12 protein-coding genes are annotated in these 13,669 nt (G+C 61.7%); 2 read left to right on the top strand and 10 right to left on the bottom strand.

Annotated features, from left to right (window positions below; translation table 11 throughout):
* Nucleotides 1–234 precede the first annotated feature (234 nt).
* The 6 genes from arsB to AC1IN8_RS08035 all read right to left on the bottom strand — a co-directional run bounded on the left by arsB (nucleotide 235) and on the right by AC1IN8_RS08035 (nucleotide 4,904).
* Nucleotides 235–1,305: an ACR3 family arsenite efflux transporter gene (arsB, locus tag AC1IN8_RS08060; protein WP_479758585.1), complete on the bottom strand. Its 1,071-nt coding sequence runs from the start codon at nucleotides 1,303–1,305 to the stop codon at nucleotides 235–237.
* On the bottom strand, nucleotides 1,305–2,543 hold the full coding sequence (gene arsJ, locus AC1IN8_RS08055; protein WP_479758584.1) for an organoarsenical effux MFS transporter ArsJ: 1,239 nt from the start codon (nucleotides 2,541–2,543) through the stop codon (nucleotides 1,305–1,307). The genes arsB and arsJ overlap by 1 nt, the downstream gene beginning before the upstream one ends.
* Before the next feature lie 6 nt (nucleotides 2,544–2,549).
* On the bottom strand, nucleotides 2,550–3,566 hold the full coding sequence (locus tag AC1IN8_RS08050; RefSeq protein WP_479758583.1) for an ArsJ-associated glyceraldehyde-3-phosphate dehydrogenase: 1,017 nt from the start codon (nucleotides 3,564–3,566) through the stop codon (nucleotides 2,550–2,552).
* A 10-nt stretch (nucleotides 3,567–3,576) separates the two neighbouring features.
* Nucleotides 3,577–4,074, bottom strand: a complete 498-nt coding sequence (locus AC1IN8_RS08045) for a phosphatase domain-containing protein (RefSeq protein WP_479758582.1) — start codon at nucleotides 4,072–4,074, stop codon at nucleotides 3,577–3,579.
* 77 nt (nucleotides 4,075–4,151) lie between these two features.
* Nucleotides 4,152–4,520: an ArsR/SmtB family transcription factor gene (locus tag AC1IN8_RS08040; protein ID WP_404836998.1), complete on the bottom strand. Its 369-nt coding sequence runs from the start codon at nucleotides 4,518–4,520 to the stop codon at nucleotides 4,152–4,154.
* Nucleotides 4,521–4,607: 87 nt separating this feature from the next.
* Nucleotides 4,608–4,904 carry an ArsR/SmtB family transcription factor gene (locus tag AC1IN8_RS08035; RefSeq protein WP_265435744.1) on the bottom strand — a complete coding sequence of 99 codons (297 nt, stop codon included), beginning with the start codon at nucleotides 4,902–4,904 and terminating at the stop codon, nucleotides 4,608–4,610.
* Nucleotides 4,905–5,011: 107 nt separating this feature from the next.
* Here AC1IN8_RS08035 and AC1IN8_RS08030 point away from each other — a divergent pair, with 107 nt between their 5' ends.
* The gene (locus AC1IN8_RS08030; protein ID WP_479758757.1) at nucleotides 5,012–6,094 is read left to right on the top strand and encodes a permease; all 1,083 of its coding nucleotides are present in this window, start codon (nucleotides 5,012–5,014) and stop codon (nucleotides 6,092–6,094) included.
* Between the two features lie 215 nt (nucleotides 6,095–6,309).
* Here AC1IN8_RS08030 and AC1IN8_RS08025 read toward each other — a convergent pair whose 3' ends face one another.
* The 4 genes from AC1IN8_RS08025 to AC1IN8_RS08010 form a co-directional block, all read right to left on the bottom strand.
* Nucleotides 6,310–7,527 carry a beta-barrel domain-containing protein gene (locus tag AC1IN8_RS08025; RefSeq protein ID WP_139434217.1) on the bottom strand — a complete coding sequence of 406 codons (1,218 nt, stop codon included), beginning with the start codon at nucleotides 7,525–7,527 and terminating at the stop codon, nucleotides 6,310–6,312.
* Nucleotides 7,517–9,499, bottom strand: coding sequence for an ATP-binding cassette domain-containing protein (locus tag AC1IN8_RS08020; RefSeq protein WP_479758580.1), 1,983 nt, complete (start codon nucleotides 9,497–9,499; stop codon nucleotides 7,517–7,519). Before AC1IN8_RS08020 ends, AC1IN8_RS08025 begins: the two co-directional genes overlap by 11 nt.
* Nucleotides 9,500–9,677: 178 nt before the next feature.
* Nucleotides 9,678–10,979 (bottom strand): TolC family protein, encoded by a 1,302-nt coding sequence (locus AC1IN8_RS08015; RefSeq protein ID WP_247627095.1) that lies wholly within the window; start codon nucleotides 10,977–10,979, stop codon nucleotides 9,678–9,680.
* Nucleotides 10,973–13,372 carry a sulfotransferase gene (locus AC1IN8_RS08010; protein ID WP_479758579.1) on the bottom strand — a complete coding sequence of 800 codons (2,400 nt, stop codon included), beginning with the start codon at nucleotides 13,370–13,372 and terminating at the stop codon, nucleotides 10,973–10,975. Before AC1IN8_RS08010 ends, AC1IN8_RS08015 begins: the two co-directional genes overlap by 7 nt.
* Between AC1IN8_RS08010 and AC1IN8_RS08005 the strand changes: the two genes are divergently transcribed.
* A complete protein-coding gene (locus AC1IN8_RS08005; protein WP_479758578.1) occupies nucleotides 13,364–13,594 on the top strand; it encodes a hypothetical protein in 231 nt (76 codons plus the stop codon). The genes AC1IN8_RS08010 and AC1IN8_RS08005 overlap by 9 nt on opposite strands.
* The last annotated feature ends 75 nt before the right edge of the window (nucleotides 13,595–13,669 follow it).

The raw sequence follows: 13,669 nt of genomic DNA, 5'->3' as shown, positions 1-13,669 counted from the left end.
TTTGCGCTCTGGCCTGACCCTGACGCCGTCCCGACTCCCTGTTCTTATCGGCCCGCGCGTTGCCCCTGACCCATATCGGCAATGAGAGCCCCAGAGTCTCGCGGCTCGGCTGTAATTCCAGACAGTGAATGATGGCGGCCTCACACCCGGAGTTGCGGATCGGCGCCAGCGAGTTGCGCCAAGTGCCGCACGCCGGGTTGTGGCAGATGGTGCCCAGGGGGCCGCCATACATGCTCAAACCTCGGCGTTGCCATAGTTGCGCTTCATGCGCAGGGCCACATTGACCAGGGCGATCAGCACGGGTACCTCTACCAAGGGGCCAATTACGCCGGCGAAGGCCTGATCCGAACTCAAGCCAAACACGGCGATGGAGACCGCGATGGCCAGCTCGAAGTTGTTGCCGGTGGCAGTGAAAGCGATGGAGGCGTTCTTGTCATAGGGAATGCCCAGCTTCTTGCCCACCAGGAAGCTGGTGAAGAACATGAGCACGAAATAGACCACCAGAGGCAAGGCGACCCGCAGCACATCCATGGGCAGCTCGACGATCATCTCGCCCTTGAGGCTGAACATCAGCACGATTGTGGCCAGCAAGGCGATCAGCGTGATGGGGGAGATGGCCGGAATGAAGCGCTCGCTGTACCACTTATCCCCTTTCGCCTTGACCAGATAGTGACGGCTCAGAAAGCCTGCCAGGAAGGGAATGCCGAGATAGATCAGCACACTTTCGGCGATATCCAGCATGGTGATATCCACCGCGAAGCCCTGCAGGCCGAACAGCGGCGGCAGCACTGTGATGAACAGCCAGGCCATGAAGCTGTAGGTGAGGATCTGAAACGCGCTGTTGAGGGCCACCAGGCCAGCACCGTACTCCTTGCTGCCACCACCGAGATCGTTCCACACCAGCACCATGGCGATGCAGCGCGCCAGGCCGATCAGGATGAGACCCACCATGTAGCCTGGCTCGTCATGCAAAAACACCAGGGCGATGACGAACATCAATATGGGGCCCACCAACCAGTTCATCACCAGTGAGAGGGTAATGGCCTGACGGTCACGGGTCATGGTGCCCATGGTGGCGTAGTTCACCTTGGCGAGCGGCGGATACATCATCAGGATGAGACCGATGGCAAGCGGCACATTGGTGGTGCCAACCGACATCGCCTCATTCCACTGGGCCACCTGAGGGAACAGATAGCCAATGCCCACCCCGATGGCCATGGCGACGAAGATCCAGAGGGTGAGGTTGCGGTCGAGAAAGCACATTTTTTTGCTGACGGGCAGGTCAGTGCAGGCGGTTGTACTCATCAAGAGACTCCCTGAGAGGATGAAACGGGCGGCTGATGGCGGGGCAAACCGACAGAGATGAGCGCCGCCAACAGAATAAAGAGGGTGGAGATCCAGAGGCAGGCCTCCAGACCGTAGAGCTGGAATACCAGCCCGGAGAGCAGGGTGCCGAGCAGGCGCCCCAGGGCATTGGCCATGTAGTAGAAGCCCACATCCAGCGATACCCCGTCAGACCCGGCATAGCTGACGATGAGGTAGCTGTGCAGGGAGGAGTTGATGGCAAACAGGGCGCCAAACACCATCAAGCCACCTACCAGGCTGATGGCCGGATGCACCTCATAGTGGAGCGACAGGGCAATCAGGGCAGGGATCAGGGCCAGCACCAGTGCCCAGCCCATGGCGGCCTTGCCATCGGGTACCCGACCCTCTCGCTTGCCGGTAAAGCGGGGGGCCTGGGTCTGAACCACACCGTAGGCGATGATCCAGAGCGCCAGGAAGCCCCCCACATACCAGTGATCCCAGCCAAAGCTGGAGGCGAGGTAGACAGGCAGCGCCACCACAAACCAGACATCGCGGGCACCGAACAGGAACAGGCGGGCGGCGGACAGATAGTTGATGGCGCGGCTCTTGGAGAAGATCTCCCTGAACTTGGGCTTGTTCTTGGCTTTGCCGAGATCCCGTTTCAGGGTCAGCATGCTGACGCACCACACCAGCGCCAACGCCAGTGCCATGACCAGCACGGCACCCTGAAACCCGAGCAGGCTCAGCAGGGCGCCACCAAGGAAAAAGCCCATCCCTTTCAGGGCATTCTTCGAGCCGGTCAAGAGTGCTACCCACTGGTAGAGCTGACCCTGTGCCTCTCCCGGCACCAGCAACTTGATGGAGCTCTTGGCACTCATCTTGTTGAGATCTTTGGCCACTCCCGAGAGCGCCTGCGCCCCCATCACCCAGGGCACCATCAGCCAGAGCGGCGGCACCAGCAACATGCCGAGCGCCAGCACCTGGAGGGCGAGGCCGATATTCATGGTGCGGTTGAGCCCGAGGCGAGCACCAAGCCAGCCCCCCACCAGATTGGTGATCACCCCGAAGATCTCGTAGAAGAGAAAGAGGGAGGCGATGGCCAATGGGCTGTAACCGAGCCCATGAAAGTAGAGCGCCACCAACATGCGCAGAGCGCCATCGGTCAGGGTAAAAGCCCAGTAGTTGCCGGTCACCAGCAGATACTGGCGAGCCTCGGGGGAGAGTCGGGTCAGTGCCATGGCGGGTTATCCTTGCGCCTTGTCCATTTGACCGACCATGCGCATCAGCTCGGCGGTGCGGTTGGCATAGCCCCACTCGTTGTCATACCAGGCGTAGATCTTCACCTGGGTGTCGCCCACCACCATGGTGGAGAGCGCATCAATGGTGCAGGAGCGCGGATCCGTCTTGTAATCCACCGACACCAGCGGGCGCTCTTCATAGCCCATGATCCCCTTGAGCTCGTTCATCGCAGCAGCCTTGAGCAGGCCATTGACCTCGGCTTCGGTAGTGGGACGGCTCACCTCGAACACGCAGTCGGTGAGGGAGGCGTTGGCCAGCGGCACCCGCACCGCATGGCCGTTCAGCTTGCCCTTGAGCTCGGGGAAGATGTGGGTGATGGCGGTGGCAGACCCCGTGGTGGTGGGGATCAGGCTCAGGCCGCAAGCGCGGGCACGGCGCAGATCCGCATGGGGGGCATCCAGAATGGTTTGGGTGTTGGTGATGTCATGAATGGTGGTCATGGAACCGTGCCTGATGCCCAGTTGTTCGTGGATCACCTTCACCACGGGCGCCAGACAGTTGGTGGTACAGGAGGCAGCCGTCACGATAGGGTGCTGCGCCTTGTCATAGAGATGGTGGTTGACCCCCATGACGACATTGAGGACACCTTCTTCCTTCACTGGGGCGGTGACCACGACGCGCTTCACCCCTTGCTCCAGATAGGCACCCAGCAGGGCCTTGGTTTTCATCTTGCCAGAGGCCTCGATCACCACATCACAACCAGACCAGTCTGTCTGACCGATCTCTTTGTTGCGAGTGCAGAGGATGCGATGGTTACCGATCACCATCTCGTCTCCCTCGGCGCTGGCTTCATGATGCCAGCGGCCATGGACCGAATCGAAGGTGATGAGGTGTGCCAGGGTGGCGGCATCCCCAGCCGGGTCATTGATTCGCACAAACTCCACATCCGCCCAGTCAAAGGCGGCGCGAAATGAGAGACGGCCCATACGGCCAAACCCGTTGATACCAACTTTAATCGTCATGTTGTTTTCCTTAACCGGCGAATGAGTAGTGTTTATTGAGGTAATTGACATGGGGCTCTAGGGTCAGAGCCTTGGGGCGCAGCCCTTGTACCAGCAACTTGACCTGTGCCGGGGCGTAGCCTGCCTCCAGCAGCAGGATGGCCGCCATCAGTCCGGTACGTCCCGAACCGCCACGGCAATGGATGGCCAGGGTCTGACCCGCTGCCAGACGTGCCAGCAGATCCGTCTTGTGGTTGGCAAAGGCTTCGGCAAACGGTGTTTCGGGGGCGCAATCGTCCTCTACCGGTAGCTGGAACCAGGCCAAATCTATCGCCTCGCACTCGGCGGGCAAGGCATCGGCCTTGAACTTCGTCAGCTCGGTATTCGGCATCAGGGTGATCACGGCATCCGCTCCGGCGGCTTGCAGGGTCTTGAGGGAGTCCTGCAGGGAAGCCTCCCTGGTGCCGGGACAGGGAGTGAAGATAAGGCGGGCGCCATTATCCAGATTCAGGATGTCAAAGGGGTGCATGATAAGCAGTGGCTCCATGTCTCGTCAGGATGGGAGGGGGAATGTGGGGCTCGGCATGCGGCGATGCCGGGCGGGCGTCAGCACGACTCGTCGCAACAGGGCGAACGCGGCTGACCATTGGCGCCCTGGGGATGGATCTCCGCCAGACCGCAGGCCTCCGGATGACCGGCGCAGCACTCCTCGGTGAGGTAGCCGATAAGGCTCAGCATCAGGGGAATGTTGGCGCGATAGCGCAAGAAACGTCCCTCCTGCTCCACCGAGAGCAGGCCCGCGTGCAGCATGGCCTTGAGGTGAAACGACAGGGTGTTGGGAGCTATGTCGAGCTCGCTGGCCAGCTGGCCGGCAACCTGACCCTCCAGTCCGGCCTTGACCAGCAGGCGCCACACATCGAGGCGAATGCCGGATGCGAGAGACTCGAATACCTTGGTGGCTATCTCTTTGTTCATGGGACTTTCCCTTAATTCATTTCATAGCTTCAACTATACAAGAATTATTGAAATGATCAACATGACCACAACTCATTGTCGATCCCGTCAATCCCTCTTGTCGTTCACACAGCACTCCTCGCGGAAAAACGCGATGATCTCTTCCAGCACCTCATATTGAGAGACGCACAGCAGGGTACGGCTCTCCCGGTTCTGCTTGACCAGGCCGACAGAGACCAGGGCCGCAATATGATGGCTCAGGGTCGAGGCGGGAATGGCCAGCTGCTTTTGCAAGTCTCCCACGGGCAGGCCTTGCTCCCCGGCCTTGACCAGGTGCTTGAAAATGAACAAGCGAGTCGGATGACCCAACTCTTTCAATGCCTTGGCGACCTCTTCCAACTCCATGATCCAGCCCTCTTCACAGATGACATTTCGATAATACCAGAAATATCTTGACCACTCACATATTTCGATTATTTTGGAAATATGGTAAAGCCAAAGAGGATATGAAGATGAATGACTGGTTAACCATGCTGACGGATGCATCTCGGATGTTTGTATTCCTGGCCGTCGAGCTCTCCGCGCTGTTCCTGGTGATCAGTGCCGCAGTCAGCCTGATCCGCCAGAAGATCCCCGATGCCAAAATCCAGGCCATGCTGGGGGCACGAAAAGGCAGAGGCTATTTGATTTCGGCGGTACTGGGGGCATTAACTCCTTTTTGCAGCTGCTCAACCATTCCGATGCTGCGCGGACTCTTGTCTGCCAAAGCCGGTTTTGGGCCAACCCTGACCTTCCTGTTCGTCTCGCCACTGCTCAACCCGATCATCGTCGGCCTGATGTGGGCCACCTTTGGCTGGAAAGTGACGGTGTTGTATGCCGTGATCGCCGCCAGCGTCTCGGTGCTGGCGAGCATGCTGCTGGACATGCTGGGGTTCGAGCGTCATGTCATTGACGCCAAAGAGACCAAGCAAGGCTGCAGTGGCACAGCTTGTGGCGCCACGACGAGTGAAACTGCCAGCGTGAGTGCAACCCCTTGCTGCTCAGGCAAGGCTATCAAGTCCGTCACACCGCTAAAGGCTCAGGCATCCTGCTGTACAGCCCAACCTGAGGCCGCGCCAACTATCTCTTGCTGCACAGATGGCACTGTGGCACTGACTCGGGCCCCAGTCATCCCCACGGCCTTCGCCAAGGCGCGTGCCGATGCATGGCAACAATTCAAAGAAGTGCTGCCTTACTTGTTGCTGGGGGTACTCGTCGGGTCATTTATCTACGGCTTTATTCCTGCCGAGTGGATAGCCGCCCACGCCGGGGCTGACAACCCGCTAGCCATTCCATTCAGCGCAGTTGTGGGTATTCCGCTCTATATCCGGGCAGAAGCCGTTATCCCTCTGGCATCTGTATTGCTGGGCAAAGGGATGGGTATGGGTGCTGTGATGGCACTCATCATCGGCAGTGCGGGGGCCAGTCTGACCGAGGTGATCCTGCTCAAGTCGATGTTCAGAACCCCTATGGTTGTGGCATTCCTCACCGTGATCCTAGGAATGGCCATCCTGATGGGTTACTTGGCACAAGGAGTGTTTGCAACCCCGGTCTGAGATCGACCGCACCGACGCAGTGAAATAAAAGAAGAGAATGGCGTGGACAAAGGGATGGGAAATGAAAACTCGCGGATACAAAAAAGCCCACCTCATTCAATGAGATGGGCCGTATAGATGGCGGAGGAGGTGGGATTTGAACCCACGGATGGTCGCCCATCGCCGGTTTTCAAGACCGGTGCATTCAGCCGCTCTGCCACCCCTCTCCTCGCAGATCAGCGCTCCCCGAACGACTCGCTCAAGGTCTTGCGCAGGGGCTTGAGCAGGTAGTCCATCAGGGTACGATCGCCAGTGCGGATATCCACCTGGGCCGTCATGCCTGGCAGCACGTCAATCACTCTGCCCGTCGTGGAGGTCACGGGGTAGCTGGCGGGCTTGATCCGCACGCGATAATAGATATCCATGCCGCGACTGGTCTCTTCCTTGAGGCTGTCGGCACTCACATACGCCACCTCTCCTTTCACGCCACCAAAGATGGTGTAGTCGAAGGTATCGAAACGAATCGTCGCTTCCAGACCCGGCACCACACGGGCAATGTCGGCGGTACTGACCTTGGCCTCGATCATCAGGTCGTCATCGACCGGGATGATCTGCATCAGCTCCTCCCCAGGCCTGAGCACCCCGCCCACAGTGGTGACACGGATATTCTTGACGATGCCAGGCACCATGGCGGTAAACATGCTGTCCTGTTGCTCCTGCTTGCGCAGGGTCAGGGTCTGCCTGCCCTGCGCTATGTCATCCTCTGCCTTGGCCAGCTCCAGCCTGGCCTCTTCAAGAAACTGGTTGCGCCGATTCACCAGTCGGGCCTCCGCTTCGTTGAGTCCGCGCTGCACTCGCAGCAGCTCGGAGCCGCTGGCATCACCATCGGCATAGAGTTGCTCCACCAGACGCAGCTCCTTCTGGGCCAGTGACACCGCCACCCGCATGGTCCTCAGCTCTTCGCCAAGACCGGTCTGACGCTGCTTGAACAGCGCCTCCTCGACACGGGCCGTCTCGGGAGAGCGCGCCAGCAGGTCCGACGGGAAGGCTAGTCGTTGTTCGCCGATGACTTCCGCCCGCAACCGGGTCGCCCTCGCCTCAAGCGCAAACAGGCGCGCCTCCACTTCCCCGACCGACGCCCCCACTCTCGTCTGCTCCAGACGGGCGAGCAACTGACCGGGAGCGACCCGGTCCCCCTCCTTGACCAGCAGCTGTTCCAGTACACCACCATCCACCGACTGGATGATCTGTACCCGACTGCTGGCAATGACCTCCCCGGTGGCGCGGGCGACTTCGTCAATACGAAACCATGAGGCCCACACGGCAAAGGTAACCACAGTCACGAGTGAGGCCATCAACAACCAGCCCTGGTGGCCCCGGTGAGAGTTCTGCAACTTGCGGATCCGCGCCTGGGTACGCGCGTCATCGTCTTGCAGGAAACGATCAGACCACATCGAGCCTTCCTCCTTTGCCAATCTGTGAGGATGCCACCGGACGGGCGAGCATCTGTGTCAGCACCCGGTCCGGCGTACCGTCTTTTACCACCTGCCCCTGCTGCATGACGATGACCCGGGTTGCCAATCGAGCGGCAGCCATGGGCCTGTGGGTCGCCACGATCAAGATATCCTCGGGTTGCACCGCCGCTTGCAGGGCCGCCCAGACACGCTGTTCGGATTCGCTGTCGAGGGCCGCGGTCGGCTCGTCCAGCAGCCAGACCCTTGGCTGGTTGATCAGCACCCGAGCGAGGGCAACCAGCTGCCTCTGGCCGCCAGACAACCCCTCTCCCCCCTCGCTGATGGAGAGATCCATGCCCTGAGGGCTGGATGCCGCAATCCCGTCGATACCGAGCTCGCGGGTGATCTGCAGCAGGCGAGAGTCGCTGGTCACGCCGGTCAAGGCCAGGTTGCTGCGCAGCGTGCCCTTGAACAGCTGTACGGCTTGCGGCAGATAGCCCACCTGGCTGGCCACCAGCTGGGGATCGATTTCCCACAGGTCGGCATCCCCCAGGCGGACACGGCCCTCGCCGGGGCAATAGAGTCCAGCCAGCACTTTCAGCAGCGTCGACTTGCCGCAGCCGATCGGTCCCACCAGCAAGATGCGCTCACCGGACTTGAACTGCAGGCGCTCGATGTCGATCTGACAGATGGGCGATTCGGGATAGGCGAAACGCACGCGCTCCAACGCCACCTCTGTGGGTAGGGTATCCGGCAGCAGCAGTTGCTGATCAGCACGACGATCCCGTGCCAGCGACAAGACCTGGTGCACCATCTGCAACGCCTGCCTGACGTGTTGCCACTGTGCAAGGTACTGGACGCTCTGGGCGATGGGTGCAATCACCCTGCCGCCCAGGATGCTGCACGCGATCAGCCCCCCCATCGTCAAGAGGCCGGCCTCTATCTGCCACACCCCCACGACCACGGCGGCGACATAGGCCAGGGTCGACAAGCTGCTGGTGCTCACGCTGGAAAAACTGCTGACGGCTCTCTGCTGGATGCTGTAGCCATCGATGCTCGCCGTCACGTTCTGCCACTCCTGTGCAAAACGCCAACCGGCATTGTTGGCGCGGATGGACTCGGCACCTCTGATCGTGTCCACCAGCAGTCCCTGCCGCTCGTTGCTGCGCAGCATCTGCTGTGCCAGCAGGGCGCGAAGACGCCACTGGGTAACATAGCCCAGCAACAGGGCCACGGGCAGCAACAGGGCATACACCCAGCCGACCGCGCCTCCAATGATGGCGATAAACGCCAGAAACAGGATGGCAAAGGGCAGGTCCACCAGTGCGAACACCACGCCGGCACTGAAGAACTGCCGTACGGCATCCAGCCCGCCCACCTGGGCCGCCAGGGTGCCCAGACTGCGTGGCTGCTGATCCAGGCGCAGATGCAGCAAGTGCTCGAAGACCTGCTGCGAGACGCGCTTGTCGACCGCGCAGGAGAGGCTGTCCAGGATCCTGGCCCGGGTGATCTTCAGCAACCAATCCAGCAGGATGATCAACATCATGCCGGTCACCAATGTGGTCAGGGTCGCATAGGCCAGGGTGGGCACGACACGGTCGTAGACCTGCATGGCGAAAATGGAGGTACCGACCGCCAGCAGGTTCACCAGCACTGTGGCCACCATGACTTTCCACAGCCAGCCACGCTCACGAAACAGTTCACGCCAGACCAGGCGAGTCGCCAGGTTGCCAGACAATAGGCTGTCGGCCTCTGCGCTTCTGCGGGTCGGCGCCCGCAGCCAGACCACCAGGGCATCCTGTAGCTCGGTGTCATCGGCGCCACGGCGCTCTCCGGCTGCGTTGATCAAGATCAGGCGGCCGGCGGCATCACGCTCGACCAGCAACCACTCGCTCCCCGTCCAGACCAAGGCCGGCAATCGGCGTTGGTCGAGGCGACGCCAGGGCAGTTGCACCGGGGTGAGGTTCTTCAATCCGGCCTGGATCAGTACCTGCCTCAGCCACTGTGCGGGCCCGAGGACGGCGACTGAATGTGCTGTTTGAGTGCATGCCTGTTGCAACGCATGGCTGTCACAAGGGATCTGTAGAGACACCAATAACTGTTTCACCAATGTCGGCGCCATACTCTGCGGCGCCTGCTCGGCGGTTTGCCTATCCATGGGGTTGGAACTCCTCACCGTTCAAGGTCACCAGGGGATCAAGCCCCCCCGTCAGCGCAGCCAATTGCAGGGAGTAGATCTCCCAGTCGCTCTTTGCCTGAACCAGCTGCAATTGTTGTTCACTGAATTCGCGCTGGATATTCAGCACATCTAGCCAGCTCTTGGTACCTGCCACATATTGGCGCTGATAAGACCCCAGCACCGCCCCCAGCTCGGCCAGTGACTCGCTCTGCACCCGGATAAGCCCGGTCTGCAACTCACGGCTGCGTTGCAGGCGACGCACGCTGCGCTCAAGCTCGCTGACGGCGTAGGCCAGGTCCTCCTCGGCCGCACTCTGCTGCGCCACCGCCGCGTCTGTCCGGCCACGGGTAGCAAAGCCCATCCCCTCCAGCGTGCCTTCCAGCACCAGGCTGACCCGGGTCTCATCCCGGTAGGACGGCTGGTCATAGTCCTGCTCCGCTTGCAGGTAGAGCGTGGGCATGGAGGCCGTCCTGACCTGATCCACGCTCGCCCTGGCCCGCTCTATCTCCTGCTTCTTGTAACGCACTTCGGCGCTGCCATTCAGGGCGGCCTGGTGCAATGCCTCGCCCTCGCTGATCTGCAATATATCGGATGCCACCGGCTGCCGGGCTGGCACAGGCGTCTGGGTCAGGGCCAGCAGATCGCTCCTGGCAATGGCCAGCTCCCCTTCGTAGCGCTCGACCCGCGCCCTGGCTTGCGCGAGGCGAGTGGCCGCCAGGCGAACATCTGCCGCCGAGGCAAGCTGTCCCTGCTCGCGCCGGCTGATCTGCTCGAACAGCGACTGGTGAGCCGCCAGACTGGCCTCGACCACCTGCAGGCGCTGGCGGCTGCCAAGGACATTGGAGTAGGCAACAGCGGTCTGCTCCAGCAACTGGCGCCTTACCCGCAGCAAGTCGACACGCTCGACATCGGTGTCGGCATCGGCAAACGCAATGCTGTTATCGATGCGCCCGAATGCCCACAGCGGTTGGCGTGCGCGCAGTGTCACCGGCGTGGAGAGATCCTCCCCTGTGGTGGCATCCCGAGTGGATTCTGAATACTGCTGTACCTGGGCAGTCAGGCTGGGATAGCGCTGGCTGCGCGCGGCATCGGCGGAGTATTCCCGCGCCTCGATCTGCGCCTGTTTGCCACTCACGGCAGGGTGCAGACCGAGGGCTGCCTGCAACGCCGCCTGCAAGCCATCGGCCTGCTGCGCACTCACGGGCTGGATCAGTGCGACCAGACTCAGGACCAGCAGGCCATGCCGCCTCAAGCGCGGCAAGGTTGTTACCATGAAAACTCTCCGTCAATTTCCTGTTCGTTGTGGGGCAAGGCAGAGGGAGCAAGATGCGCTGCCTTGCCCGTCAGCAGTGCCGCCTTTTCCGGCTCGCCGGACAGCACATACGCCCGCGCCAGATCATCGCGCCATTGGCTGTTCCAGGGACATAGCTCATGGGCCTTGCGCATCAGGGCAATGCCCTCGTCCAGGTGGCCCTTGCGCACATAGACAAGCCCCAGCATAAAGGTGGCGGCGGCATGATCCGGCAGATGGTGCAGCAACTGCTTGCAGTGATATTCGGCGTCATCCAGCTTCTCTTCGCGGTAGCGCGCCACGCTCGTTTCCAGCAAGCCGGGCACAGGCAGTGCCACCATGTCGGTGATCGGTTGCCACTGGATGCGAGCATTGGTGCCGCGCAAAAGTGGGGCAAGATGGGTCTCGTAACGCGCCCACCTGGCCATGGAGCTCTTGTACAGCGGCTGGCGAACCTGCCAGACGCTGGCGGTTTTCACCGGCCGCTGCAGCTCGCTGAAATTGAGGACCTGAGGCTCCCAGGCCACCCCGACGTAATCCAGCATGCGCCGCGCCTCGCGCTCAGGATCATCCAGCACATCCTCGTAGCGCACCTCCAGGATCTCGCCGGGGAAGAGCTGGTTCCAGTGGTGCATCAGCAGGTTATGGTCGGCGAGCTGCTCGCCAATCCAGGTCAGATCGTACGCAAAGCCCATGCCACCGTGCTTGGCCGCATAGTCAGTGAAGTAGTTGGAGATGGCGATATCACGGGGATCGCGCCGCACCGAGATGATCCGCGCACGGGGGAACAGCAGCTTGATGAGGCCGATGTTCTCGAAGTTGTGGGGCAGCTTGTCCACCACATGCAGCGCCCCGGGGGCGTACTCCTGCAGCTCCTTGAGAAGATTGCCAGTGATGCCCGCGATCACCTTGGCATCGAGATCGTCCACACAGTCGGGATAATGCCGACCCGAACCGACGTGACGCTCCCACCGCTCCAGCCCCGCAATCACGCCGGGGACCAGCCCCAGCTCGCCGGCGCCGTGGATCTGGCTGTGGCCGGCCAGCATCTGCTCGACCAGCGTGGTGCCGGAGCGCGGCATGCCCAGCACGAACACCGGCAGCGTCGAATCATTGCCAATACCACGGCGATGCTCATAGAGCGACCGACCGAAAGCATGACGAATGCGCGCGCAAGCTTGCCGGTGCGCCGCCGGGTCATAGCCGAGCAAGGCGCGGCTGGCCCCATTCGCCTCGTCGGCCAGTGCGAAGGCCCTGGCATGGTCCTTGCGCTTCTCCCAGGCGGCGGCCAATTGCAGCAGCAGACCGGGTTTCACCGCCCCCTCAGGGCCGGGGCGGCGGGCCAGCATCTCCAGGTGGTGCAAGGTGGCGTCATCCTCCGGGAAGCGCCGCGCATTGATAAGCGCACTATGACCGCGCACCGGGTCGAGCACCTTGACCCGTTCAAACAGCGCCACCGCCTCCTCAAGACGCCCCAATTGCAGGTACAACTGACCCAGCCCCTGCAAGGCTGGCACCAGTTGCGGATGATCTTGCAACACCTGGCAGTAGCGCACTTCGGCCTCGGCATACCGCTGCTCCTGTACATCGACTCCCGCCAGCGCCACCTGCGCTTCAAACACCCAATGAGCGTGATCCATCCCATCGATACAGCCTGACGGAGGTAGCGCCTGTGCCTCTTCGAGAGCCTGGGTGACCATCTCTCTGGCCAGTGCCGTATGCCCCTGGGTGGCGACAGCCACCAGCTTCAGGCGCAACGCCAGCACGGGCTGTTGCTGCTGGCGCGCCAGATGGATGGCCCGCCGCAGCAAGGCGATGGCCTGGGATGTGCGCCCTTGCAGCTCAGCCAGCTCGGCCCGATGCTGATGCAAGCCAGGATGCTCGGGATAATGTCTTCCCCCCCGGCACAGGGCATCCTCGGCCTGAGCGTGGCGACCTCGCTCGGTCAGCCGCTGGGCGTACCCCCTGAGCAGGCCGCAATAATCCTCTTCGTCCAGCAAGATCTGCTGCTCGTCCAGCCAGGCATCGGCGGCGGCATATTCCTCAGCCGCCAGCCACAGTTCCAGACGCAGACCGCGCAGTTGCTGGCCATGCCAGGCCGCCTGCGGCTCGGGCCAGTGCTCCCGATCTCCCTCCCAGAAGGCCTCGGCATGAGTCAGCAGTTGCTCGCCCTGCGCGATGGCCCCCTCCTGCAAATACAGGCGCAGCAGTTGTTGATAGATCAGGATATTGGGCGCAAGGAGGAGGCTTCGTTCATACAGTTGCCGCGCCACCGCCGTCTGCTGGCGCCGCAGCTGACAGGTCGCCAGCCGCGCCAGCAGCAGTGCGTGCTCCGGTGCTTCAAGCAGGGCAGCCTCGAGCAGCGCTTGCGCCATGTCGAGTTCTCCCAGCAGCAGTTGGACGGCAGCCAGGTCGACACGCCCATCGACATCAAGGGTCGCAAGATCCAGCCCAGCCAGCGCGTGACGGGCGGCATCCAGCTCGCCAAGCTGGGCGCACGCCAGCGCCAGCAGTATCTGTTCGGCTGGGGTTTGTGGGGCGCCGCAGGCTTCCTGCAACAGCACAAATTGTTGTTGCTGCACCAGGCGGCGCAGTAAGGACAGAGAGTTCATTGGAACAGCGGGATCCTGGGACTGGATCGCCCCTCCATGAGGGGCGATAAGGGGGGAGAA

The organism is Aeromonas sp. 130281, from assembly GCF_056642115.1.
Note: the sequence above shows the minus strand (reverse complement) of the source record. Positions and strands in the feature narration are given on the sequence as shown.